Origin of the sequence: Limnohabitans sp. DM1 (assembly GCF_001269385.1) — a bacterium.
Taxonomy (GTDB): domain Bacteria; phylum Pseudomonadota; class Gammaproteobacteria; order Burkholderiales; family Burkholderiaceae_C; genus Limnohabitans_A.
Genome location: NZ_CXOO01000031.1, coordinates 61,141 through 83,628, shown reverse-complemented (window position 1 = coordinate 83,628; position 22,488 = coordinate 61,141). Strand labels below are relative to the sequence as shown.

Below are 22,488 nucleotides of genomic sequence, written 5' to 3'. Positions count from 1 at the left end.
AAGGTGGATCTTGTAGACATGGCCATCCCATTCCTTACCAAAATTTTCGGCAGTCGCAATGACCGCCTGCTCAAGCAATACCGCAAGCATGTTGAACGCATCAATGCGCTCGAAACCAGTCTGGAGAGCCTGAGTGATGATGACTTGCGAGCAAAGACCCAAAGTTTCAAAGACCGCGTCGCAGCGGGTGAAACTCTGGATGCCTTGCTGCCTGAGGCCTTTGCCGTGGTTCGCGAAGGTTCCAAGCGGGTCATGAAGATGCGGCATTTCGATGTGCAGCTGGCGGGTGGCATTGCGCTGCACAACGGCAAGATTGCTGAAATGCGCACCGGTGAAGGCAAAACACTGACGTCAACACTGCCTGCCTATCTGAATGCGCTGGCAGGCAAGGGCGTGCATGTGGTCACTGTGAACGATTACCTGGCCAGCCGCGATGCACAGTGGATGGGCAAGCTGTTCAACTTCCTGGGCCTGTCCGTGGGCATCAACCTGCCGCAAATGCCACGAGAGGACAAGCAAGCCGCCTACAACGCCGACATCACCTACGGCACCAACAACGAATACGGTTTCGATTACCTGCGTGACAACATGGTCTATGAAGCGCAAGACCGTGTTCAACGCCCGCTGAACTTTGCCATCATCGACGAGGTGGACTCGATCCTGATTGACGAAGCCCGCACGCCTTTGATCATCAGTGGACAGGCCGAAGACCACACCGCCACCTACATGGCGATGAAGCAGGTCATTCCACTGCTCACCCGCCAAGAGGGCGAGGCCGATCCCCGCACCGGCGAAGGCATCATCACCCCCGGTGATTTCACCGTGGATGAAAAAGCCCACCAGATTTTCCTGACCGAGCAGGGGCATGAAAAAGCCGAAGCCGTTTTGGCCCAGATGGGAATGATCCCGGAGGGGGCCAGCCTGTACGACCCGGCCAACATCACGTTGATGCACCACCTCAATGCCGCATTGCGTGCGCAGCACCTGTACCACCGTGACCAGCACTATGTGGTACAGGAGGGGGAAATCATCATCGTGGACGAGTTCACCGGCCGCTTGATGAGCGGTCGCCGCTGGAGCGATGGCCTGCACCAGGCCGTTGAAGCCAAAGAGGGCGTGCAGATCCAGGCCGAAAACCAGACCATGGCCTCGATCACGTTCCAGAACTATTTCCGTCTGTACAACAAAATCGGCGGCATGACCGGGACGGCCGACACCGAAGCTTATGAGTTCCAGGAGATTTACGGCCTGGAAACGGTGGTGATTCCGCCACACCGTAAAAGTCAGCGTGAAGACCAGCTGGACCGGGTCTATAAAACTTCGCAAGAGCGTTATGCTGCAGCGATTGCCGACATCCGCGAATGCCATGAGCGCGGCCAGCCTGTGCTGGTGGGCACCACCTCGATTGAGAACTCGGAACTGATTTCCCAGATGCTCACGCAGGAAAAACTGTCGCACCAGGTGCTCAATGCCAAGCAGCATGCGCGTGAAGCCGACATCGTGGCACAGGCAGGTCGTCCCGGCATGATCACCATCGCCACCAACATGGCCGGTCGAGGCACCGACATCGTGCTGGGCGGCAACATTGAAAAAGACATCCAGGCCATCGAGTCCGACGAGAGCTTGTCGGCCCAAGAGCGTCAAAAGCGTGTGGACGAATTGCGCGAGCAGTGGAAAGTTGTGCACGAGCTGGTCAAGGCCAATGGGGGCCTGCGCATCATTGCGACAGAGCGCCACGAGTCCCGCCGCATTGACAACCAGTTGCGAGGCCGTTCCGGCCGACAGGGTGATCCTGGCTCGTCACGCTTTTATCTGAGTCTGGACGACCCCTTGATGCGCATTTTTGCGGGTGACCGCGTGCGCGCCATCATGGACCGCCTGAAGATGCCCGAGGGTGAAGCCATTGAGGCGGGCATTGTCACGCGCAGCATTGAAAGCGCCCAGCGCAAGGTCGAAGGCCGCAACTTCGACATCCGCAAACAATTGCTCGAATACGACGATGTGTCGAACGACCAGCGTAAGGTGATCTACCAACAGCGCAACGACATTCTGGATGCCCAGGACATGGAAAGCCAGATCGCGTCACTGCGCGAAGGCTGCTTCACCGATCTGGTGCGCCAATACGTACCAGTTGAATCGGTGGAGGAGCAGTGGGATTTGGCCAGCCTGGAAAAAGTGCTGGCACAAGAGTGGCAACTGCATTTGGACTTGCACGGCAAGGTGCAGGCATCAAACGCTATCACCGATGAGGACATTCTGGAGACGGTGGTGGCGGCAGCCCACGCCCATTTCCAAAGCAAGCTTGACCAGGTCGGCGCGGTGAATTTCACGCCGTTTGAACGCATGGTGCTGCTGCAAAGCATCGACACGCACTGGCGCGAACATCTCAGTTCGCTCGACTACCTGCGCCAGGGCATTCACCTGCGGGGTTATGCACAAAAGCAGCCCAAGCAGGAATACAAGCGCGAAGCCTTTGAGCTGTTTGGTCAGTTGCTCGATTCGGTGAAAAACGAAGTCACCCGTACCCTGATGAATGTGAGCATTTCTTCGGGCGAAGAGATGGAGCAAGCGGCCCAAGCCATCGAAGAGCGAGCCGAAAACGTCAGCCATATCACCTACACCGCACCGGACGAAAATGGACAGGCGCAGACGGTGGCTGCCGATGTGGCCGTTTTGGCGAAAGAATGGGGTCCCGTGGGCCGCAACGACCCCTGCCCCTGTGGCAGCGGTAAAAAATACAAGCAGTGCCACGGCAAACTGGCTTGAGTGGGGTTGGCAGATGGAAACGGGCTTCGGCCCGTTTTCTTTGTGCAAAGCAGCCTCCAAACTTGAATTCCTGAGTTTTTCTGCGTTTTTCCTGTTTTCTGAAGGATCGACATGCCTGTGAATTTCCCCCCTCTGGACCCTGCCCAACTCAGTCCAATTGCCGGTGTGCGCATTGGCACCGCCGAAGCGGGCGTGCGCAAGGCCAACCGCAAAGACGTGACGGTTTTCCTGCTCGATGAAGGCGCCAGCGTTGCGGGGGTTTTCACCAGCAACCGTTTTTGTGCAGCGCCGGTGCAGGTGTGCCGTGAGCACTTGGCGGCAGGCAGTGCCGTGCGTGCCTTGGTCATCAACACGGGCAACGCCAATGCGGGCACGGGCGCACCGGGTTTGGCCCATGCGCGCCAAACCTGTGACGCCTTGGCCAGTTTGCTGCAGTGTCAGCCTGGCCAGATCCTGCCGTTTTCCACGGGCGTGATCATGGAGCCCTTGCCGGTGGAGCGCATCGTGGCCAGCCTGCCCGCCGCCTTGGCCAGCGCACAGCCTGCACGTTGGGCGCAAGCGGCCGAGGGCATCATGACCACCGACACCTTGCCCAAAGCGGCCAGTGTGCAGGTTCAGGTGGGTGGCAAGACCGTGAGCATCACCGGCATCAGCAAAGGCGCAGGCATGATCCGGCCCAATATGGCCACCATGCTGGGCTTTGTGGCCACCGATGCCTGCATTGATCCCGCCTTGTTGCCGGCCTTGGTCAAACATTTGGCCGATGGGTCGTTTAACCGCATCACCATTGATGGCGACACATCGACCAATGATTCGTTCATGCTGATTGCCACGCACCAAGCGGGCCACGCCCCCATCACAGCGCTGAACAGTGCAGACGGTCAGGCCCTGACTCAGGGCTTGATGCAGGTGGCTCGTCAATTGGCGCATGCCATCGTGCGCGATGGCGAAGGCGCGACCAAATTCATCACCGTGCAGGTTGACGGCGGTCGCACCGGTGAGGAATGCCGCCAGGTGGCCTATGCCATCGCGCATTCGCCCTTGGTGAAAACAGCGTTCTTTGCCAGCGACCCCAATCTGGGACGCATCCTGGCGGCCGTGGGTTATGCCGGTATTGCGGACCTGGATCAAGGGCTGATCGAGTTGCACCTGGACGATGTGCATGTGGTCACCCAAGGCGGGCGCCATCCTCAATACCGAGAAGAAGACGGCCAGCGTGTCATGAAAGGCAGTGAAATCACCGTGCGTGTGGGTTTGGGGCGTGGCACAGCCAGTGACACGGTCTGGACCTGCGATTTGAGCCACGAGTACGTCACCATCAATGCGGATTACCGGTCATGAGCACCACCCTGGAACAACTGCTGGCTCAGGTCAGCCAACTGGTCAGCCGCATTGAAGCGGTGTTGCCCCAGCCCCTGTCGGCGCCCGACTGGACGCAGGCCATTGCCTGGCGCTACCGCAAACGCTCGACGGGCCACGGTGTGCTGGAGCCGGTTCGCCATGTGGCGGCCATGACGCTGGCCGACCTCAAGGAAATTGAGGACCAAAAGGAAAAATTGCAGCGCAACACCGAGCAATTTGTGAACGGGCGTCCGGCCAACAATGTGCTTTTGACCGGGGCGCGCGGCACGGGCAAGTCGTCCCTGATCAAGGCGTGTCTGAACACCTACGCCCCACAAGGCCTGCGCCTGATTGAGGTGGACAAGGAAGACCTGACCGATCTGCCTGACATCATTGAGGTGGTGGCCGGTCGGCCGGAAAAGTTCATCGTGTACTGCGATGACTTGAGTTTTGAAGATGGCGAGCCCGGCTACAAGGCGCTCAAATCCATTCTGGACGGCACCGTGGCCGCCGCCACGCCCAATGTGCTGGTCTATGCCACCAGCAACCGCCGCCATTTGCTGCCGGAGTACATGCACGAAAACCTGAGCTACAACCACACCGATGACGGTGAGGTGCATCCTGGCGAGGTCGTGGAAGAAAAGATTTCCCTGTCAGAGCGTTTTGGCTTGTGGATCAGCTTTTACCCATTTTCACAAGACGAATACCTCACCATCGTGGCCCAGTGGTTGGGCGCTTTGGGTGCCACACCTGCGCAAATCGAGGCGGCCAGACCAGACGCCTTGCTCTGGGCGCTGGAGCGCGGCGGCTCACGCAGCGGCCGAATTGCCTACCAGTTCGCCCGCGACATGATGGGGCGCCAGGCGGGCATTCAGGTATGAGCGATTTGCTGGTTGCAGATGGCGAACGTCAGCGCGAGGGCGGGCCCGCACGCCTTGTGGTGGATGTCGCCGTCGGCGTGCTGATGCAGACCGATGGCCGCTTCTTGCTCACATCTCGACCGCCCGGCAAGGTCTATGCGGGCTATTGGGAGTTTCCGGGGGGCAAGCTGGAAGCGGGCGAGACGGTTGAGCAAGCCTTGCGCCGCGAATTGCAGGAAGAGTTGGGCATCACCATCGGTGACACCCAACTCTGGAAAACCCAAATGGTGGATTACCCCCACGCCCTGGTGCAGCTGCACTTTTGCAAGGTGTGGGCATGGCAGGGTGAATTGCAGATGCGGGAAGGCCAGTCACATGCCTGGCAGGATTTGCCAGTGCAGGTCGTGCCTGTCTTGCCAGGCACCATTCCGGTGCTGACCTGGCTGGCCCAGGAGCGCCAGTTTGAAGGCGCTACACACACCGGCTGAACACGCCCGTGGCGGTCACTGCAGACGAGGATCGCCAAAACTCTCGTCAGGGGGCGTGTTGTCAGGCAACTTGAATTCTTCACTGGCCCAGGCGCCCAGGTCCACGCCTTTGCAGCGGGCACTGCAAAAAGGCCGGTAAGGGTTGGTGCTGCTGTACAGGCTCTTGCCACCGCAGGCGGGGCAGCGCACCTGGCGTGGCTGGATGGGGGCCGGGTGGTTCGAATCGCTCATGCGCACAAGGCCATTTCAAAGGGAACTTCGTCAGCACAGGGCAGCAGTCGTCCGTCCGATTGCTGGCGCATCATGCGAATGACGACCAGCAGACGGTTGCAGCTGATTTCGGGTGTGATGCCCAAGGCCGGATCGATTTTGAGGCGCAGCAATTGGAAGGTCCTTCCCTGCGGCAGGGTTTGTTGCAACATGCCCGAAGTGGCCATCACCTTTTGCGTGGTGCCGGACTCGCGCAGCATCTGCAGCAGCAACTGGATGGACTGGGCCAGGCGCGCATAGGGCGCTATCCACTGATTCAGGTCGGCCATGCGCTGTGCCGCGTCATGGTGCTGCCAAGCGTGGTAGGCGGGCAGGTCAAACTCGCAGGTGCCGCCCGGGATCACGGCCCGACTGCGCAGGGCCATCAGAAAGTCGTTGTCGTGCAGGCTTTGGCCGATTTTTCCGGTCAGCTGGTTGATCACGGCGAAATGCTCGTCCAGTTGGTCAATCAGCGTGTTCAGGGCTTTTTCAGAGATGGCCGGGTTGCCCCGGTAGCCGTTGTAGAGCTGCTTTTGGCGCTCCAGGTCCTTCAGAACATCTGATTTGAGTTCCGGGCGTGCTGCCACCTCCATGATTTCAAACAGGGTGGTCAGGGCAAAGTGGTGGTCCAGCGCGTCAGGGCGGGCGATCAATTGCCCTAGGCGGGTGAACAGTTGCTGCAGGCGCAAATAGGTGCGGATGCGTTCGTTAAAGGGGTATTCGTACAGTATCACGCGGCATCTTCCAGATGCGGCCAATCATAGCCCGAAGTCAGCGGCCACTTGAGTGACCTGGACCTCTAATTCGATCAAGCTCAATGACTGGTTGAAGATGACCACATCGGCGCAAGCCAGGCGCTGCTCACGGCGGGCCTGCAAGGCGATGATGCGGTCGATCTCATCAAGGGCCAGGCCGCTGCGCGCCATGACCCGTTGGCGCTGGGTGTCGGTGTCGCAATCGACCACCAGCACCTGGTCCACCTGGCGGCGCCAGCGGTCTCCGGATTCCACCAGCAGCGGCACATCAAATACCAGGCAGCGGCTGCCGCTGTGCAGCGCAGCTTGCACCTGTTCTGCTGTGATCTGGCTGACCAGCGGATGGATGATGGCTTCAAGCTGGCGTTTGGCGTCGGGGTCTTTGAAAATACGCTCCCGCATGGCCTGGCGGTCCATGGCGCCGTCTGCCCCAATCATGGTGGCCCCAAAAGCCTTTGTAATGGGCGCAATGGCCAAGCCACCGGGGGCGGTCACGCTGCGTGAAATGGCGTCTGCATCCATCACCGCAGCGCCCCGGGCGGCCAGCATGCCTGCCACGGTGCTTTTACCGCTGCCGATACCGCCGGTCAGGCCCAGGCGCCAAAGTCGTGAAACGTTCATGTCATTCCCACATGCAAGATGGGCAGGGGGCCAAACACCATGACCCACAAGCCTGCCAGACTCAAAAACGGCCCAAACGGGATATAGCCATCGCCAGCAAGGCGCTGCGAGGCACGCAGCCCCAAACCGACGATGGCGCCACCCACAGAGGCGATCAGCACCAGCGAGACCAGCGCGGGCCAGCCAAACCAGGCGCCCAGCGCCGCCAGCAATTTGAAATCGCCTTGCCCCATGCCGTCTTTGCCGGTGAACAGTCTGAACAGCCAATACACCGACCACAAAAACAAGTATCCCGCTGTCGCGCCCCACAAGGCCTCGTGCAAGTTCACGCCGCTTAGCCCCAAGCTGGCCGCCAGCAAACCAGACCAAGTCAGGGGTTGGGTGAGGGCATCGGGCAGCAAGGTGGTGTCTGCATCAATGGCAGCCAGCGCCACCAGGGCCGATGCAAAGCCTGCCCAGATCACGGCCTGCAGACTGAAGCCGTGTTTCGAATAGCTCCACACAAACAGCGCAGCCGTGAGCAGTTCAACCGCTGGATACCGCCAGCCAATAGGGGCGCGGCACTGGCTACAGCGACCCCGCAGCAACAGATAGCTCAAAACGGGGATGTTTTCATGCCAATTCAAGGCGTGCCCGCACTGGGGGCAGTGGGAGCTGGGCGTGGCGATGTTGTAGCGGGCCGCGGGCTTTGGCGTGTCTTTGTCGTCAAGGGCTTGCCATTGCGCTTCCAGCATGCGTGGCAGGCGGTGAATGACCACGTTCAGGAAACTGCCGATGGCCAAGCCGAGCACAGCGGCCAGCAGCATCACCAGGCTGTCAGGGCTCATGTCAAAACACCTGACCAAGACGGAAGATGGGCAGATACATGGCCACCAGGATGCCGCCGATCAAGCCTCCCAGCACCACGATGATCAGGGGCTCCAGCATGCTGGACAGACCGTTCACGCGGTCATCGAGTTCGGACTCCATCAGGCCACCGGCCCTCGCTAACAAATTTTCCATGGCACCTGTCTCTTCTCCGGTTGCACACAACTGCACGATCATGGGCTGAAAACGCCCCGTTTGGGCCATGGCCTCACTCAATCCGCTGCCCTGAGCTACGCGACGCTGTACTTGCAGCGTGGCGCGTTCAAAGACGGAATGATCGCATGCCTGTGCCACGGGCCCCAAAGCTTCGGCCAAGGGGACACCTGCCGCCAGCAAAGCCGACAAGGTTTGCGCCCAGCGCGCCACCACGGCACTGCGAATGAGCGCACCCAAGAGCGGCCAATGCAGCAGCCAGCGATCCAGCCAGAGCTTGAACTGCTCGGCCTTGGCGGTGTGCCGCTGCCAGAGCCAGACCCCCAGCAACGGGGCGACCAAAGCAAATGGCCCTGAAGCGCTCAAGCCCCTGCTCAGGGTCACCACCACTTGCGTGGGCCAGGGCAAATCGGCACCAAAAGACTTGAAAACATCTTCAAAGACGGGCACCACAAACACCAGTATCAACACCAGCACCGCCACGGCCACCACCAAGACGATGCACGGATACATCAGCGCGGAGCGCACACGCGAACGCACGGCTTCATTCTTTTCCAGCGTGTTGGCCAGGCGCTCCATCATCGTGTCCAGAATGCCCGCAGACTCGCCCGCTTGCACCATGCTGATGTAGAGCGCTGAAAAGTATTGCGGGTGGCGCGCCAGTGCCGCATGCAAAGCCGTGCCCGAAGTCACATCGTTTTCAATAGACCCGATCAGCTCCGTCAGCAGCGTTGATGTCAGGCTGCGAGAAAGCATGTGCAGCGCCTGCATCAAGGGCACGCCTGCCCGCAGCAAGGCGGCCAATTGCCGCGTCATCTGGGCCATCTCGCGTGTGCTGACTTTGGGGGTGCTGTACCACCACAAACGTTGCAACTGAACGTGTTCGACGCCTTGCCTGCGCAGCTGTGCGCGCGCCAGTTCGGCGTTGAGCGCTTTGATTTGCCCCTGCACAGGCTGGCCTTGTCGGTCCCGGCCTTTCCAGGCAAAGGTGGGATGGCGGCGGTTGCCGGTGCTCATGCGCCGTCCCGTGTGGCGGCCAGCACTTCCTCAAGGGACGTGATGCCTTGCAAGACTTTGCGCAAACCCGCCTGGCGCAAGGTGGCCACGCCCTCTCGCTGTGCTTGCAGGGCCAGTTCCTGACTGCCTGCGTCGCGCAAGACCAGGTTTTGCATCTCCGGGCTGACCGGCATGACCTGAAAAATGCCTGTGCGCCCTGCAAAACCTTTGTGGCATTGATCGCAGCCGACGGGGCCATAAACCGTCACGCTGTCGCTGCTGAGCTGGTCTTGCGGCAGCCCTGCCTGCACCAGCACCGAGGTGGGCAGCTTCACACTTTGCTTGCAATGGGGGCACAAACAGCGCACCAGCCGCTGGGCGGTGATCAAGGTCACGCTGGCTGCAATGTTGTAAGACGCCGTGCCCATGTTGCGCAGGCGCACCAAGGTGCTGGGCGCATCGTTGGTGTGCAGCGTCGAGAGCACCAGATGCCCGGTCTGCGCCGCCTGAATCGCGATGTTGGCTGTCTCCAGGTCGCGCACCTCCCCGACCATCAAAATGTCCGGGTCTTGCCGCAAAAACGCGCGCAAGGCCACGGCAAAGCTCAGTCCTGGCTTGTCCTGCACATTGACCTGGTTGATGCCCTGAAGCTGAATTTCGCAGGGGTCTTCGACCGTGGCGATGTTCACCTCGGCTGTGTTCAGCAAATTCAGGCAGGCATACAGTGACTGTGTCTTGCCCGAACCCGTGGGGCCGGTGACCAGCACCATGCCGTGCGGGCGGCGAATGGCCTGCGTCAACCGGGCCAAATCGGCCGGTTCATAGCCCAGCCGGTTCAGGTCCAGCTGGGCCTGTGCAGAGTCCAGCACCCGGATCACCAATTTCTCGCCAAACAGCGTGGGCAAAGTGCTGACGCGCAAATCCAGCTCACGGCCGTCGGGCATGTGCAGCTTCATGCGCCCGTCTTGCGGCAAGCGTTTTTCTGCAATGTCCAGACGCGAAAGCACTTTGATGCGCGAAGACAAACGGTCCTTGAGTACCAGATGCGGGGTGGCCATTTCCCGCAGCTCTCCATCAATGCGCATGCGCACGCGGTAGTGGTGCTCGTAGGGCTCGAAATGCAGATCGGACGCCTTCATGGTCACAGCCTGCTCCAGCAATTGCTGCACATAGTTCACCACGGGCGCATCCTCGATGGCCCCGATCTTCGTCTTGTTGCTCGCACTGTCCAGCATGACGTCTCCTGATGGGTAATGAATACCTCTGTATGCGGATCATGGGCCGTCCCTTGCGGTTTGTAAATGGACGCCTCAGCCAACCAGACCATAAAAAAGCCGCTGACGGTGTTCAGTCAGCGGCTTTTGGCCGTGATGTGGTCGGGGTGAGAGGATTCGAACCTCCGGCCTCTACGTCCCGAACGTAGCGCTCTACCAGGCTAAGCTACACCCCGCAGTGAAGCGGAAAATTCTAGCAAAACTACTGTCAGTCACAGAAACTCTCTCTGGCCTGTATATCTCGATATTGATGATTTTTTCAAAATAGAAAACATGAATCAAAGGAGCATTGTCTGATGGACAAAATCCTCAAAAAACACGGTGATGTGAGTGGCGTGTGCATTGGCGGCTGACCTGGCGAACTCAGATGAGACCCAGGACAAAGCATATGTGGACCAGGTCCGGACGCTGAAAAAGTCGACATTGATGCCCGATGCGGTATTGGGTTGGCACCATGCCAAGTCCCCAGAAGCCTCTGATGTGTCGGAGCGCGTGGTCTGCTGGAGACCTTGTCAGCTTCTATTGATCCGGACCTTTGAAGAATTCAATGATCAAAGGTTTTGTAGGTCGGCATTTTTAGCTCCGACAGTGGTGGTTGGGGGCGGGTAATTGTTGGGGCTGAATCCACTGACCTACGGGGAGATTTGTAGCTCGGCAGCTTCAGCTCCGACACGGCTGGCTGTAGCTGCATGTCGAATCTGTTGCCGCCGACTTTATAGGGGGACATTGCGAAAACATTTAAGACTTCACAGGGCCGGATCAATAAAGATGGCCGATTGAATGAGCAGGGCTGATGACCCTCAATTACGCCGGGCCGGCTGAGCGATACCCGCTCAGGTTCTGCGATTGAGCAGCTGCGAGGCCAGTATCATCATGGCCCGGCTGTAAGTGTTGTCGGGCAGTTGCAAGGCCGCCTCGATGGCGCGTTGTGCTTCGACTGCTGCTGCATCGCGGGTGGCGTCCAGGGCGCCGGTTTCGCGCACGATGCTGACAATTTCGTGAAGCTTGTCCACGCTGCCGGTTTCAATAGCTTGGCGCACCGTCTGGCTTTGCGCTGGGGAGCCGCGTTGCATGGCCAAGATCAGCGGCAAGGTGGCTTTGCCTTCGCGCAGGTCATCACCCAGGTTTTTGCCCATTTCGGCGGCGTTGCCGTCGTAATCCAGCACATCGTCAATGACCTGAAAAGCCGTGCCCAAGGCTTGGCCATATTCAGCGCAGGCCGCCTCAATGGGGGCGGGGCTGCCCGTCAAAATGGCGCCCAGGCGTGCGCTGGCTTCAAACAGCTTGGCGGTTTTGGAACGGATCACGCGCAGATAGCCTTCTTCGTCGAGAGAGGCGTCGTGCATGTTCATCAGTTGCAACACTTCGCCTTCGGCGATCACGTTGGTGGCATCGGCCAGGGTTTGCATGACGCGCATGCTGCCCGCGTCCACCATCATCTGGAAGGCGCGAGAATACAAAAAGTCGCCCACCAGCACGCTGGCTGGGTTGCCAAAGCTTTCGTTGGCAGTGGGGCGGCCGCGTCGCAGCGTGGACTCATCGACCACGTCGTCATGCAGCAAGGTGGCGGTGTGGATGAATTCGACCACGGCCGCCAGGTTGTGGCGCTGGGCACCGGTGTAGCCCAAGGCACCACAAGTGAGCAGCAGCAAAACCGGGCGCAGCCGCTTGCCACCGGCCGAGATGATGTAGCGGGCCACCTCTGCCACCAAGGGCACACCCGAATCGAGCCGCTGGGCGATGACACGGTCGACCTGGGCCATGTCCGGGGCCACCAGTTCAAGAACGGCGGCGGTGCTGTTTTCTGAGGCAGACAAATGGAGGATCCGGCTGGGAGGCTCGGTGGGGCCGAGGCGGTTGGAACAAAAACGCACCCAGTGCGCGTCGCAATTATAGGGACCGCCGTGTCGGGCCACCTGAGGCGGATGTGTGGAGCGTGCTGCAGATTTGCCAGGCATGGGGTGGCCATGCTAGAATCTTCGGTTCCTTGGGGATCAGCCCTTGGAAACTTCCATTCAAGAGGTCTAATATGTACGCGGTCATAAAAACCGGTGGCAAACAGTATCGTGTTGTCGCTGGCGAAAAAATTAAAGTAGAACAGATTGCTGCGGACGTTGGCCAGGAAATCGTGATCGATCAAGTTCTCGCAGTCGGCAACGGCGCAGACCTGAAGATCGGCACGCCCCTGGTGTCCGGCGCCACAGTCAAAGCCACTGTTTTGGCACATGGCAAGCACGACAAAGTGCACATCTTCAAGATGCGCCGTCGTAAGCACTATCAGAAACGTCAGGGTCACCGTCAGCAGTTCACCGAACTGCAAATCGGCGCGATCGCTGCCTGAGGAGAATAGGTCATGGCACAGAAAAAAGGCGGCGGCTCTACGCGCAACGGTCGTGATTCCAAGCCAAAAATGCTCGGCGTCAAGGCTTTCGGTGGTGAACTGATCAGCGCAGGCTCGATCATCGTTCGTCAACGTGGCACCAAGTTCCATGCTGGCAACAATGTCGGCATCGGCAAGGACCACACTTTGTTTGCCCTGGTTGACGGCCACGTGTCGTTCTCCACCAAAGGTGAGCTCAGCAAGCACATGGTCAACGTGACACCGGCTGTTTAAGCCTGTCTCGTCCATCTGCAAAGAGGAGCCCCGCAAGCCGGGGCTTTTCGCATTCTGGTCCGCTGACCTTTTGACGGCGGACCCACCGCTACACTGGATACCCCATGAAGTTCGTTGACGAAGCCTATATTGACATCGCTGCAGGTGACGGCGGGAACGGCTGCGTCTCGTTCCGCCACGAAAAGTACAAAGAGTTCGGTGGTCCCAACGGGGGCGATGGCGGGCGCGGCGGCCATGTGTTCGCTTTTGCCGACATCAACCTGAACACCCTGGTCGATTACCGCTATTCGCGCCGCCACGAGGCCAAGCGTGGCCAGCACGGCATGGGCTCTGACATGTTCGGCGCAGCGGGTGACGACGTCACCCTCAAAATGCCGGTGGGCACCATCATCACCGACGCCGAAACCGGCGAAGTGCTGTATGAGCTGCTGGTGCCAGGCGAAACCATCATGATCGCCAAGGGCGGTGACGGTGGTTTTGGCAACATGCGCTTCAAGAGTGCCATCAACCGCGCCCCTCGTCAGAAAACACCGGGTTGGCTCGGTGAAAAGAAAGAGCTCAAGCTCGAATTGAAGGTGCTGGCCGATGTGGGCCTGCTGGGCATGCCCAACGCGGGCAAGTCCACTTTCATCGCGGCCGTCTCGAACGCCCGCCCCAAAATCGCCGATTACCCCTTCACCACCTTGCACCCCAATCTGGGCGTAGTCCGCGTGGGCCCCGAGCAAAGCTTTGTGGTGGCCGACGTGCCGGGGCTGATCGAAGGCGCGTCTGAAGGCGCGGGCCTGGGCCATTTGTTTTTGCGCCACCTGCAGCGAACTCGCTTGTTGCTGCATGTGGTGGACTTTGCGCCGTTTGACGAGAACGTCGACCCGGTGCAGCAAGCCAAGGCCATCGTGGCCGAGCTGAAAAAATACGACCCGGGCCTTTACAGCAAGCCGCGTTGGCTGGTGCTCAACAAGCTGGACATGGTGCCCGCCGATGAGCGCGAAGCCCGCGTCAAGGACTTCATCAAGCGCATGCGCTACAAAGGTCCGGTTTTCCAGATTTCGGCCCTGACGCGCGAAGGCTGCGAGCCGCTGATCAAAGAGATTTACAAGCACATCCGTGCGCAGCAAATCATCGAGCAAGGCGTGGTGGACATTGACCCCCGCTTCAAAGAGCAAGACAAGCCGCAAGAGCCCGATGCCGATGATCCGCGCTTCAAGCCGCTGCCTTCGGATGCCGACTGACGTGGCCAACCCCGTTCCCTGTCCAGCGCTGTTTCAATGCCAAGCCAACTTCTCAGCATGACTTCTGCCGCCGTTTCCACTCTGCTGCGCGATGCCCGCCGCATCGTCGTCAAAGTCGGCTCCAGCCTGGTGACCAACGAAGGCCGGGGCTTGGACGAAGGCGCGATTGGCGAGTGGTGCCGCCAAATGGCGCTGCTCAGCGCCCAGGGCAAGGAAGTGGTCATGGTCTCCAGCGGCGCCATTGCCGAAGGCATGAAGCGCCTGGGTTGGACCACCCGCCCGAGCGAAGTGCCGGCGCTCCAAGCCGCCGCTGCCGTTGGCCAAATGGGCCTGGCGCAGATGTACGAAACCAAACTCCGCGAAAACGGCATGGGCAGTGCCCAAGTGCTGCTCACGCACGCCGACCTGGCCGACCGCGAGCGTTACCTCAATGCCCGCTCGACCTTGCTCACTTTGCTGCAGCACCGTGTCTTGCCCGTGATCAACGAAAACGACACGGTGGTCAACGACGAGATCAAATTCGGTGACAACGACACCTTGGGCGCTTTGGTGGCCAACCTGATTGAAGCCGACCTGCTGGTCATCCTGACCGATCAAAAAGGCCTTTACACCGCCGACCCGCGCAAAGACGCCTCGGCCACCTTTGTGCACGAAGCCCATGCAGGTGATCCTGCCCTGGAAGCCATGGCGGGCGGTGCGGGCTCCAGCATCGGCAAGGGCGGCATGATCACCAAAATCTTGGCGGCCAAGCGTGCCGCGGGTTCGGGCGCGTCCACCGTGATCGCTTGGGGGCGTGAACCCGATGCGCTGCTGCGCCTGAGCCAGGGCGACAACATGGGCACATTGCTGGTGGCCCAGACCGCCAAACAGCAAGCCCGCAAACAATGGATGGCCGACCACCTGCAATTGCGCGGCTCGGTCACGGTCGATGCGGGAGCCGCCCACAAAGTGCTGACCGAAGGCAAGAGCCTGCTGCCCATTGGCATGACGGGTGTGGCGGGTGATTTTTCACGCGGCGACGTGATTGCCATCAAGGATGAGCAAGGTTCGGAAATCGCTCGGGGCTTGGCCAATTACGCCAGCGCTGAAGCACGCCTGCTTTGCCGCAAACCCTCGCATGACTATGTGGCTTTGTTGGGCTACACCGCTGAAACCGAAATGGTGCACCGGGATAACCTGATTTTGTCTCGTTAACTGATCAGATCAGGTTATCCCGACACTTAGCCTTGAGGATTTGGATCGAAACTGGCACCAGGCGGCAACTCCATCTGAAAAGGTGCGTGCATGTCTGCCGATGACTGCTCTTGATCGAGTCCTTCACGCCCCGTGCGTGGGCCACCACGCAGGTAACGGTTGTGTCTTTCGTGTCGTGGCAAAAAACGGGCCAATTCGGTCAGCGCCATTTCGTAAACACCGCGCTTGAATTCCACCACCACATCCAGCGGCACCCAGTAATCGTTCCAGCGCCAGGCGTCGAACTCGGGGTGGTCGGTGGCGCGCAGGTTCAGGTGGTGGTCGTGGGTAACCAACTGCAGCAGATACCAGATTTGCTTCTGGCCCTTGTAAAAACCGCGCGCATCCCGTCGGATGAAGCGGTCTGGCACCTCATAGCGCAACCAGTCACGGGTCCGGGCCACAATGCGCACATGCTCCGGGTGGAGCCCCACTTCCTCGTGCAGTTCGCGGAACATGGCTTGTTCAGGACTTTCGCCCCGGTCAATGCCACCCTGTGGAAACTGCCAGCTGTGGGTGCGGATGCGCTTGCCCCAGAAAACCTGATTTTTCTGGTTGAGCAGAATGATGCCGACGTTCGGCCTAAAGCCTTCACGGTCAAGCATAATCAACCTCAAATTTTTAAATTGTGTCCATTATGCACGGCGCATCGCCGCTGGCTGTTGGATGTTTCCCTGATCCCCTTGTCTGAGTTAGCCCGTCGCGATGAAAGCCTCCCAATTTCTCATTTCCACCCTCAAAGAAGCTCCAGCCGATGCCGAGGTGGTCAGCCACAAGCTGATGACCCGGTCGGGGCTGATCAAGAAACTGGGCGCGGGCATCTACAACTACATGCCCATGGGCTTGCGTGTGATCCGCAAGGTCGAGGCCATCGTGCGCGAAGAAATGAACCGGGCAGGCGCCATCGAGATGACCATGCCCGTGGTGCAGCCCGCAGAGCTTTGGCAGGAAACGGGCCGTTTTGACAAGATGGGCCCCGAGTTGTTGCGCATCAAGGACCGCCACGGCCGCGACTTCGTGATCCAGCCCACCAGCGAAGAGGTGGTGACCGACGTGGTGCGTCAGGAAGTGCGCAGCTACAAGCAGCTGCCCAAGAACTTCTACCAGATTCAGACCAAATTCCGCGACGAGCGCCGCCCCCGCTTTGGCCTGATGCGTGGGCGCGAATTCACCATGAAAGACGCCTACAGCTTTGACCGTGACGTGGCCAGCGCCAAGGCCAGCTACCAGGTCATGGCCGGGGCTTACCGCAAGATCTTTGACCGCTTTGGCTTGACCTACCGCGCCGTGGCCGCCGACAGCGGTGCCATCGGGGGTGACTTGAGCGAAGAGTTCCAGGTGATCGCCGCCACAGGCGAAGACGCCATCGTGTATTGCCCCAGCAGCAGCTACGCCGCCAACATCGAAAAAGCCGAGGCCCTGGCCCCCAGCCAGCCACGCGGTGCGGCCACGCAAGCCCTGACGAAAACCGCCACGCCCGGCAAGAGCACCTGCGAAGACGTGGCAGTCTTGCTGAATGTGCCGCTGTCTACCACCGTCAAGTCGCTGGTGCTTGCCACCGACACCCTGAACGAACAGGGCGAGATCGTCAAATCCCAAGTCTGGCTCTTGTTGCTGCGCGGTGACCACGACATGAACGAAGTCAAAGTGGGCAAGTTGCCCGGCATGGAAGGCGGCTTCCGCTTTGCCACCCTGGCCGAGATCGAAGACCACTTTGCTTGCAAGCCGGGTTACCTCGGCCCCCTGAATCTTAAAAAACCTGTGCACCTGGTAGCTGACCGCGACGTGGCCGTGATGGCCGACTGGATTTGCGGTGCCAATGAGCCAGACTTCCACATCACCGGCGTCAACTGGGGCCGCGACCTGCCCGAGCCCGCTTTGGTGGCCGACATCCGCAACGTGGTGGTGGGCGACAAGTCGCCCGACGGCCAGGGCGAGCTGGCCATTGAGCGCGGCATCGAAGTGGGCCATGTGTTCTATTTGGGCACCAAATACTCCAAGGCCATGAACGCCACTTTCCTGGACGAAACCGGCAAACCGCAGTTTCTGGAAATGGGCTGCTACGGCATCGGCATCACCCGCTTGCCCGCCGCCGCCATCGAGCAAAACCACGACGAGCGCGGCATCATCTGGCCCGACGCGATTGCACCCTTCACCGTGGTGGTTTGCCCCATCGGCATGGACCGCAGCGAAGCCGTCAAGCTTGAAGCCGAGCGCATCTACGCCGCCTTGTTGGCCGTCGGCGTGGACGTGATCCTGGACGACCGGGGCGAGCGCCCCGGTGCCATGTTCGCCGACTGGGAGCTGATCGGTGTGCCACACCGCATCACCATCGGTGACAAGGGCCTCAAAGACGGTCTGGTCGAGTACCAGCACCGCCGCGATGCCGAATCCAGCAAAGTGGCTGTGGCCGACATCCTGGCCCACATCCGGGCGCGACTGGCCGCCTGAACCGTGGGGGCCTGATGGCCGCAAAGTCTGGTACTCCCGATCTTGACGGCAGGTCTGACCTGCTCGTCATGCCCTCAGTTCTGACCATGCCCAGCCGCCGCCTGGCCCTGCTGCATTGGGCTGCTGGCTATGTTGCGGGATGTGGGACCGGTCTCTGGAGCTCGGGCGTTTGGGCAGGCCCGCAGATCGAAGAGCCTTTGTCGCATGCCGTGCGCACCGCGCTGAGCGCAGCAGTGGCTGCTGCGGCCCCGCCTGAGCCGCTGCTTGCCAACGCAGCTGCGCAACAGACCTATTCAGACTGGCAAACCCATGCCAGTCAGCGCCTGGCGCGGTACAAAAAACACGCCGCTGAACGGCAAGAATTCCTGCAAACCCTCTGGTACGAGGCCCGTAGGGCCGGTTTGCCGCTATCTTTGGTGCTGGGCGTCGTGCAGGTCGAGAGCGGTTTTCGCAAATACGCCATCTCCAGTGCCGGGGCGCGCGGCTACATGCAGGTCATGCCTTTTTGGGCGCGCCTGATTGGCGACGGCGACGATGGCCGCCTGTTCCACATGCAGACCAACCTGCGCTTTGGCTGCGTCATCCTGCGCCACTACCTCGACCGCGAACGGGGTGACCTGTTTCTGGGCCTGGGCCGCTACAACGGTAGCCGGGGGCAGGCAGTCTACCCGCAAGCGGTACTGGCGGCGCAGCGGCAGTGGGTGCATGCGGCGGATTGAAGCCGCAAAAAAGCCACCCGAAGGTGGCTCTGGCATGGGTTGCAGGTCGATTATGCTTGGCCGTTGATCACTTGCTGCAGTTCGCCCGATTCGTACATTTCCATCATGATGTCCGAGCCGCCGATGAACTCGCCCTTGACGTAGAGCTGGGGGATGGTGGGCCAGTTGCTGTATTCCTTGATGCCTTGGCGGATTTCGGCGTCGTCCAGCACGTTCACGGTCTTGACCGTTTTGGGGTCCACACCGACGGCTTTGAGGATCTGGATGGCACGGCCGGAAAAACCGCACATGGGGAAGCTGGCGCTGCCCTTCATGAACAGGGTGATCTCGTTGCCTTTGACGAGTTCGTCGATGCGTTGCTGGGTGTCGCTCATGGTGTTGCTCCAAATGGGGTCGGTGTCGAATGGGGTGAATTATGTCTCTGATTGAAAGTCTGCCATTTTCACAGGGATGTTGCTGTCACTTCGGCATGGCCGCGCCTGTGCAGCGCTCAATGCCGCCCAGATCGCGGCGCGACTGCACCTGCTCAAAGCCGGCCTCGCGCAGCAGCGCCTGCACCGGGGCAGCCTGGTCCCAGCCGTGTTCGAGCAGCAGCCAGCCGCCCGGGGCCAGACAGGCAGGGGCTTGGGCGATGATCTGGCGGATGTCATCCAGGCCGTCGGGGCCGCTGGTCAGGGCCTGCAGGGGCTCGTGCGTCAGGGCGGCCAGGTGCGGGTCGCCCTCGGCCACATAGGGCGGGTTGGAGACGATGAGGTCAAAGTGGCCTGTGTGCTGAACATCTACCGCGTCCAGCCAGTCGCTGGCGATGAATTGCACACCCAGCTGCAAGCGGGCGGCATTGGCGCGGGCCACGGCCAGGGCGTCTTCGCTGGCGTCCACGGCCCACACCGTAGCATTGGGGCGGGCGTGTTGCAAGGCCAGGGCCACCGCGCCGCTGCCCGTTCCCAAGTCCAAAATGCGGGGCGAGTGTGTTTCAGGTGCGGATTCAGGCAGACACGCCAGAGCCCAGTCCACCAGGGTTTCGGTGTCGGGGCGCGGGTCCAGCACACGCGCATCCACGGCCAGCGTCAGGCTAAAAAAATCCTTGCGCCCGGTGATGTAGGCCACGGGCTCACCCTGCAAGCGGCGCTTGAGCGCGTCTTGCCACGCAGCGACTTGTACTGGCGTCAAGGTGTCGCTGTCGTGGGCCAGCAGCCAGGCGCGGTCGTGCAGTGGGCGCTGCAGGCTGTGCAGCAGCAAGATCTGCGCGTCCACCCGGGCCAAGCCTCTGGCTTGGGCTTGGCGCAGACACTCGGCCACGGTCGTTGTGTTTTGCATCAGGCTGTGGCCCCGATTTCCAGCGCGGCCAGCTGTTCGGCGGCTTCGTAGCTTTGCAAGGCGTGGACCACGTCCTGCAAATCGCCCTCCATGATGGTGAGCAGCTTGTACAAAGTCAGGTTGATGCGGTGGTCGGTGAGGCGCCCTTGCGGGAAGTTGTAGGTGCGGATGCGGTCCGAGCGGTCGCCGCTGCCGATCAGGCTTTTGCGTTCGGCCGCGTCTTTGGCGGCGCGCTCGGCCCGGTCTTTTTCCTGGATGCGGGCCGTCAGCACCTTCAGGGCCTGGGCCTTGTTGCTGTGCTGGCTGCGGCCATCTTGGCATTCGGCCACGATGCCGGTGGGCAGGTGGGTGATGCGCACCGCCGAGTCGGTTTTGTTGATGTGTTGCCCGCCCGCACCGCTGGCGCGGTAGGTGTCGATGCGCAGGTCCGATGGGTTGATCTTGATGGCCTCGGCCTCGTCCGGCTCGGCCAGCACCGCCACGGTGCAGGCGCTGGTGTGGATACGGCCTTGGGTTTCGGTGGCGGGCACGCGTTGCACGCGGTGGCCACCGGATTCGAACTTGAGCGCGCCATACACCTGGTCGCCCTCGATGCGGACCACGACTTCCTTGTAGCCACCCAACTCGCTCACTGATTCCGAGACGATCTCGCACCGCCATCCCTGGCTTTCGGCATAGCGCGTGTACATGCGCAGCAGGTCCCCTGCAAACAGGGCCGACTCATCGCCCCCGGTGCCGGCGCGGATTTCGAGAAAGGCCGGGCGGGCGTCGTCGGGGTCTTTGGGCAGCAGCATGCGCTGCAGCTCAGCCTCCAGACTTTGCAGTTCGGCGCTGGCGCTGGCCGCTTCTTCTTCGGCCATCTCGCGCATGTCTTCCTCATCCAGCATGGCTTGCGCGGCGGCCAGGTCGGCGCTGCGCTGCTGAAAGCGGGCAAAGCGCGAGGCCACGGCGCTGACTTCGGCATGTTCGCGCGAGAGCTTCAGGAACTGCGTCATGTCGGCCATGATGTCTTCGCGGGACAGCAAAAAGTCCAGCTCGGTCAGGCGCAGGGCGTAGCGTTCGAGTTGTTGGATGAGGAAAGGTTTCATGCGGGCGGGAACGGTTGGGAGCTTGGATCGCGGCGCTGGCCCTGAGTCGGTGCAGACGCTGCAGGCAGCAGGGACAGAGAAAGTGTCGGCGCGCAAGCCCCGACCTGCCAAGTCAGCCGCTAACGCTCTTTGCGCAGGAAAACGCGCTGAACCGTCTGCATGGTCTGCTCGCGGTGCTCTGGCTCAGCCCCGCGCAGCTCGGCCAAGGCGCCGTGCAGCATCTTCTGGGTCAGGCCCTTGGACAGGGCTTCCATCACGGCGATCGGGTCATCGCCCCGGGCCAGCAGCTTGCGGGCGCGGGCCAGCTCGGCTTCGCGCCAGGCGTCGGCCTGGTTTTGCAGTTGCTGGATCAGGGGCACGGTGCCGCGTTGGCCCATCCAGTGCATGAAGCTTTGCACGCCGGCATCGATGATGACTTCGGCTTCGGCCACGGCCGCTTGGCGGTGGGCCTGGCCGGTTTGCACGACGCTCGCCAAGTCGTCCACGGTGTAGAGGTAGACGTCTTCCAGCGACTTGACTTCGGGTTCAATGTCACGCGGCACCGCCAAATCGACCATGAACATGGGGCGGTGTTTGCGTTTTTTCAGGGCCCGCTCGACCGCGCCCAGGCCAATCAGGGGCAGGGTGCTGGCGGTGCAGCTGATGACGGCGTCGAATTCGTGCAGGCGCTCGGGCAGGTCGGCCAGGGGCATGACATCGGCCCCAAAGCGGTGGGCCAGCAATTCGGCGCGGTCCAGGCTGCGGTTGGCGATCACCATGCCTTTGGGTTGTTTGGCTGCAAAGTGGGTGGCCACCAACTCGTTCATTTCGCCCGCGCCGACAAACAGGATGCGGATGTCTTGCAGGTTTTCGAACAACTGGCTGGCCAGGCGCACCGAGGCGGCGGCCATGCTGATGGAGTGGGCCCCGATTTCGGTGGAGCTGCGCACCTCCTTGGCCACGGCAAAGCTGCGCTGGAAAAGTTGGTTCAGGGTGCTGCCCAAAGCGCCGGCCTGTTCGGCGGCGCGCACGGCATCTTTGAGCTGACCCAGAATTTGGGCCTCGCCCAAGACCATGGAGTCCAGCCCGCTGGCCACGCGAAATGCATGGCGAGCGGCTTCGTTGCCTTCGAGCAAATAGGTGTGGGCGTGCAGCTCGGAAGCGCTCACGCCGCCGGTTTGGGCCAGCCAACGCAGGGTGTCGTTGGTGGCGGCCTGGTCGGCGGCGCAATAGATCTCGGTGCGGTTACAGGTCGACAAAATAGCCGCTTCGGGCTCTTGCGAAATGCGTTGGGACAGGTCACGGCGCAGGCCTTGCAGGGTGGGGACCAGTTTGTCCACGGCGAACGCAAACCGACCGCGCAGATCCAGCGGTGCAGTGGTGTGGTTCAAACCCAGGGTCCATACAGCCATGAGGGCCATTATAGGCACGACCTGTCAACTTTGCTTGACACAATGACTGCAAGAAAAGTAGACGTGGTTTTGCATG

General features: G+C 60.9%; 21 protein-coding genes, 1 tRNA gene and 1 pseudogene. 10 read left to right on the top strand and 13 right to left on the bottom strand.

The genetic code is table 11. The features are described from left to right. The first annotated feature begins 18 nt into the window (after nt 1–18). The 4 genes from secA (at nt 19) to AMM33_RS12540 (ending at nt 5,455) form a co-directional block, all read left to right on the top strand. A complete protein-coding gene (secA, locus tag AMM33_RS12555) occupies nt 19–2,766 on the top strand; it encodes a preprotein translocase subunit SecA (protein ID WP_090141655.1) in 2,748 nt (915 codons plus the stop codon). A 111-nt stretch (nt 2,767–2,877) separates the two neighbouring features. After that, complete coding sequence (argJ, locus tag AMM33_RS12550) at nt 2,878–4,107, top strand: bifunctional glutamate N-acetyltransferase/amino-acid acetyltransferase ArgJ (protein ID WP_090141654.1); 1,230 nt, start codon at nt 2,878–2,880, stop codon at nt 4,105–4,107. Beyond that, nucleotides 4,104–4,988, top strand: a complete 885-nt coding sequence (locus tag AMM33_RS12545; RefSeq protein ID WP_090141653.1) for an ATP-binding protein — start codon at nt 4,104–4,106, stop codon at nt 4,986–4,988. Before argJ ends, AMM33_RS12545 begins: the two co-directional genes overlap by 4 nt. Beyond that, nucleotides 4,985–5,455 carry an NUDIX domain-containing protein gene (locus AMM33_RS12540; RefSeq protein WP_090141652.1) on the top strand — a complete coding sequence of 157 codons (471 nt, stop codon included), beginning with the start codon at nt 4,985–4,987 and terminating at the stop codon, nt 5,453–5,455. The genes AMM33_RS12545 and AMM33_RS12540 overlap by 4 nt, the downstream gene beginning before the upstream one ends. Before the next feature lie 15 nt (nt 5,456–5,470). On the opposite strand, the gene AMM33_RS12535 is transcribed toward AMM33_RS12540, so the two are convergent. The 8 genes and pseudogenes from AMM33_RS12535 to AMM33_RS12500 all read right to left on the bottom strand — a co-directional run bounded on the left by AMM33_RS12535 (nt 5,471) and on the right by AMM33_RS12500 (nt 12,187). Then, a complete protein-coding gene (locus tag AMM33_RS12535) occupies nt 5,471–5,686 on the bottom strand; it encodes a DNA gyrase inhibitor YacG (RefSeq protein WP_090141651.1) in 216 nt (71 codons plus the stop codon). Continuing rightward, a complete protein-coding gene (gene zapD, locus AMM33_RS12530) occupies nt 5,683–6,438 on the bottom strand; it encodes a cell division protein ZapD (RefSeq protein WP_090141650.1) in 756 nt (251 codons plus the stop codon). The genes AMM33_RS12535 and zapD overlap by 4 nt, the downstream gene beginning before the upstream one ends. A 24-nt stretch (nt 6,439–6,462) precedes the next feature. Beyond that, complete coding sequence (coaE, locus tag AMM33_RS12525; protein ID WP_090141649.1) at nt 6,463–7,080, bottom strand: dephospho-CoA kinase; 618 nt, start codon at nt 7,078–7,080, stop codon at nt 6,463–6,465. Then, nucleotides 7,077–7,907 carry a prepilin peptidase gene (locus AMM33_RS12520; RefSeq protein ID WP_090141648.1) on the bottom strand — a complete coding sequence of 277 codons (831 nt, stop codon included), beginning with the start codon at nt 7,905–7,907 and terminating at the stop codon, nt 7,077–7,079. The genes coaE and AMM33_RS12520 overlap by 4 nt, the downstream gene beginning before the upstream one ends. Nucleotide 7,908: 1 nt before the next feature. Beyond that, complete coding sequence (locus tag AMM33_RS12515) at nt 7,909–9,117, bottom strand: type II secretion system F family protein (protein WP_090141647.1); 1,209 nt, start codon at nt 9,115–9,117, stop codon at nt 7,909–7,911. Continuing rightward, nucleotides 9,114–10,340: pseudogene (locus AMM33_RS12510) on the bottom strand (GspE/PulE family protein); the annotation flags it as partial. The pseudogene AMM33_RS12510 and the gene AMM33_RS12515, both read right to left, overlap by 4 nt. Before the next feature lie 129 nt (nt 10,341–10,469). Continuing rightward, nucleotides 10,470–10,546, bottom strand: a tRNA-Pro gene (locus AMM33_RS12505). 657 nt (nt 10,547–11,203) lie between these two features. Then, nucleotides 11,204–12,187, bottom strand: coding sequence for a polyprenyl synthetase family protein (locus tag AMM33_RS12500; protein WP_228768110.1), 984 nt, complete (start codon nt 12,185–12,187; stop codon nt 11,204–11,206). 212 nt (nt 12,188–12,399) lie between these two features. Between AMM33_RS12500 and rplU the strand changes: the two genes are divergently transcribed. From rplU to proB, 4 genes are all read left to right on the top strand, one after another. Further along, complete coding sequence (gene rplU, locus AMM33_RS12495) at nt 12,400–12,711, top strand: 50S ribosomal protein L21 (protein ID WP_090141645.1); 312 nt, start codon at nt 12,400–12,402, stop codon at nt 12,709–12,711. Nucleotides 12,712–12,723: 12 nt separating this feature from the next. Further along, entirely contained in the window at nt 12,724–12,984 is a 261-nt protein-coding gene (rpmA, locus tag AMM33_RS12490; protein ID WP_019430604.1) for a 50S ribosomal protein L27, read from the top strand. A gap of 104 nt (nt 12,985–13,088) precedes the next feature. Continuing rightward, complete coding sequence (cgtA, locus tag AMM33_RS12485; RefSeq protein ID WP_090141644.1) at nt 13,089–14,213, top strand: Obg family GTPase CgtA; 1,125 nt, start codon at nt 13,089–13,091, stop codon at nt 14,211–14,213. A 57-nt stretch (nt 14,214–14,270) separates the two neighbouring features. Beyond that, nucleotides 14,271–15,407, top strand: coding sequence for a glutamate 5-kinase (proB, locus tag AMM33_RS12480; RefSeq protein ID WP_090141643.1), 1,137 nt, complete (start codon nt 14,271–14,273; stop codon nt 15,405–15,407). A 26-nt stretch (nt 15,408–15,433) separates the two neighbouring features. On the opposite strand, the gene AMM33_RS12475 is transcribed toward proB, so the two are convergent. Next, nucleotides 15,434–16,051 carry an RNA pyrophosphohydrolase gene (locus tag AMM33_RS12475; RefSeq protein WP_090141642.1) on the bottom strand — a complete coding sequence of 206 codons (618 nt, stop codon included), beginning with the start codon at nt 16,049–16,051 and terminating at the stop codon, nt 15,434–15,436. Between the two features lie 100 nt (nt 16,052–16,151). Between AMM33_RS12475 and AMM33_RS12470 the strand changes: the two genes are divergently transcribed. Further along, nucleotides 16,152–17,897 carry a proline--tRNA ligase gene (locus AMM33_RS12470; protein ID WP_090141641.1) on the top strand — a complete coding sequence of 582 codons (1,746 nt, stop codon included), beginning with the start codon at nt 16,152–16,154 and terminating at the stop codon, nt 17,895–17,897. An 86-nt stretch (nt 17,898–17,983) separates the two neighbouring features. Further along, nucleotides 17,984–18,616 (top strand): lytic transglycosylase domain-containing protein, encoded by a 633-nt coding sequence (locus AMM33_RS12465; RefSeq protein WP_228768109.1) that lies wholly within the window; start codon nt 17,984–17,986, stop codon nt 18,614–18,616. A 50-nt stretch (nt 18,617–18,666) separates the two neighbouring features. Here the strand turns inward: AMM33_RS12465 and grxD are convergent, their stop codons facing one another. From grxD to hemA, 4 genes are all read right to left on the bottom strand, one after another. Beyond that, a complete protein-coding gene (grxD, locus tag AMM33_RS12460) occupies nt 18,667–18,990 on the bottom strand; it encodes a Grx4 family monothiol glutaredoxin (protein ID WP_053171770.1) in 324 nt (107 codons plus the stop codon). Between the two features lie 85 nt (nt 18,991–19,075). After that, nucleotides 19,076–19,933: a peptide chain release factor N(5)-glutamine methyltransferase gene (gene prmC / locus AMM33_RS12455; protein WP_090141639.1), complete on the bottom strand. Its 858-nt coding sequence runs from the start codon at nt 19,931–19,933 to the stop codon at nt 19,076–19,078. Then, a complete protein-coding gene (gene prfA / locus AMM33_RS12450) occupies nt 19,933–21,021 on the bottom strand; it encodes a peptide chain release factor 1 (RefSeq protein ID WP_090141638.1) in 1,089 nt (362 codons plus the stop codon). The genes prmC and prfA overlap by 1 nt, the downstream gene beginning before the upstream one ends. A 119-nt stretch (nt 21,022–21,140) precedes the next feature. Then, a complete protein-coding gene (gene hemA / locus AMM33_RS12445) occupies nt 21,141–22,412 on the bottom strand; it encodes a glutamyl-tRNA reductase (protein WP_090141713.1) in 1,272 nt (423 codons plus the stop codon). Nucleotides 22,413–22,488: the final 76 nt, after the last annotated feature.

Excerpts from the sequence above, each read along its gene's own strand:
- AMM33_RS12465 (WP_228768109.1), top strand. The coding sequence starts at position 17,984 with ATGCCCAGCCGCCGCCTGGCCCTGCTGCATTGGGCTGCTGGCTATGTT.
- cgtA (WP_090141644.1), top strand. The coding sequence starts at position 13,089 with ATGAAGTTCGTTGACGAAGCCTATATTGACATCGCTGCAGGTGACGGC.
- coaE (WP_090141649.1), bottom strand. The coding sequence starts at position 7,080 with ATGAACGTTTCACGACTTTGGCGCCTGGGCCTGACCGGCGGTATCGGC.
- AMM33_RS12520 (WP_090141648.1), bottom strand. The coding sequence starts at position 7,907 with ATGAGCCCTGACAGCCTGGTGATGCTGCTGGCCGCTGTGCTCGGCTTG.
- grxD (WP_053171770.1), bottom strand. The coding sequence starts at position 18,990 with ATGAGCGACACCCAGCAACGCATCGACGAACTCGTCAAAGGCAACGAG.
- prmC (WP_090141639.1), bottom strand. The coding sequence starts at position 19,933 with ATGCAAAACACAACGACCGTGGCCGAGTGTCTGCGCCAAGCCCAAGCC.
- AMM33_RS12540 (WP_090141652.1), top strand. The coding sequence starts at position 4,985 with ATGAGCGATTTGCTGGTTGCAGATGGCGAACGTCAGCGCGAGGGCGGG.
- argJ (WP_090141654.1), top strand. The coding sequence starts at position 2,878 with ATGCCTGTGAATTTCCCCCCTCTGGACCCTGCCCAACTCAGTCCAATT.
- secA (WP_090141655.1), top strand. The coding sequence starts at position 19 with ATGGCCATCCCATTCCTTACCAAAATTTTCGGCAGTCGCAATGACCGC.
- AMM33_RS12470 (WP_090141641.1), top strand. The coding sequence starts at position 16,152 with ATGAAAGCCTCCCAATTTCTCATTTCCACCCTCAAAGAAGCTCCAGCC.
- AMM33_RS12545 (WP_090141653.1), top strand. The coding sequence starts at position 4,104 with ATGAGCACCACCCTGGAACAACTGCTGGCTCAGGTCAGCCAACTGGTC.
- AMM33_RS12515 (WP_090141647.1), bottom strand. The coding sequence starts at position 9,117 with ATGAGCACCGGCAACCGCCGCCATCCCACCTTTGCCTGGAAAGGCCGG.
- rplU (WP_090141645.1), top strand. The coding sequence starts at position 12,400 with ATGTACGCGGTCATAAAAACCGGTGGCAAACAGTATCGTGTTGTCGCT.
- AMM33_RS12475 (WP_090141642.1), bottom strand. The coding sequence starts at position 16,051 with ATGCTTGACCGTGAAGGCTTTAGGCCGAACGTCGGCATCATTCTGCTC.
- proB (WP_090141643.1), top strand. The coding sequence starts at position 14,271 with ATGACTTCTGCCGCCGTTTCCACTCTGCTGCGCGATGCCCGCCGCATC.
- AMM33_RS12535 (WP_090141651.1), bottom strand. The coding sequence starts at position 5,686 with ATGAGCGATTCGAACCACCCGGCCCCCATCCAGCCACGCCAGGTGCGC.
- rpmA (WP_019430604.1), top strand. The coding sequence starts at position 12,724 with ATGGCACAGAAAAAAGGCGGCGGCTCTACGCGCAACGGTCGTGATTCC.
- prfA (WP_090141638.1), bottom strand. The coding sequence starts at position 21,021 with ATGAAACCTTTCCTCATCCAACAACTCGAACGCTACGCCCTGCGCCTG.
- hemA (WP_090141713.1), bottom strand. The coding sequence starts at position 22,412 with ATGGCTGTATGGACCCTGGGTTTGAACCACACCACTGCACCGCTGGAT.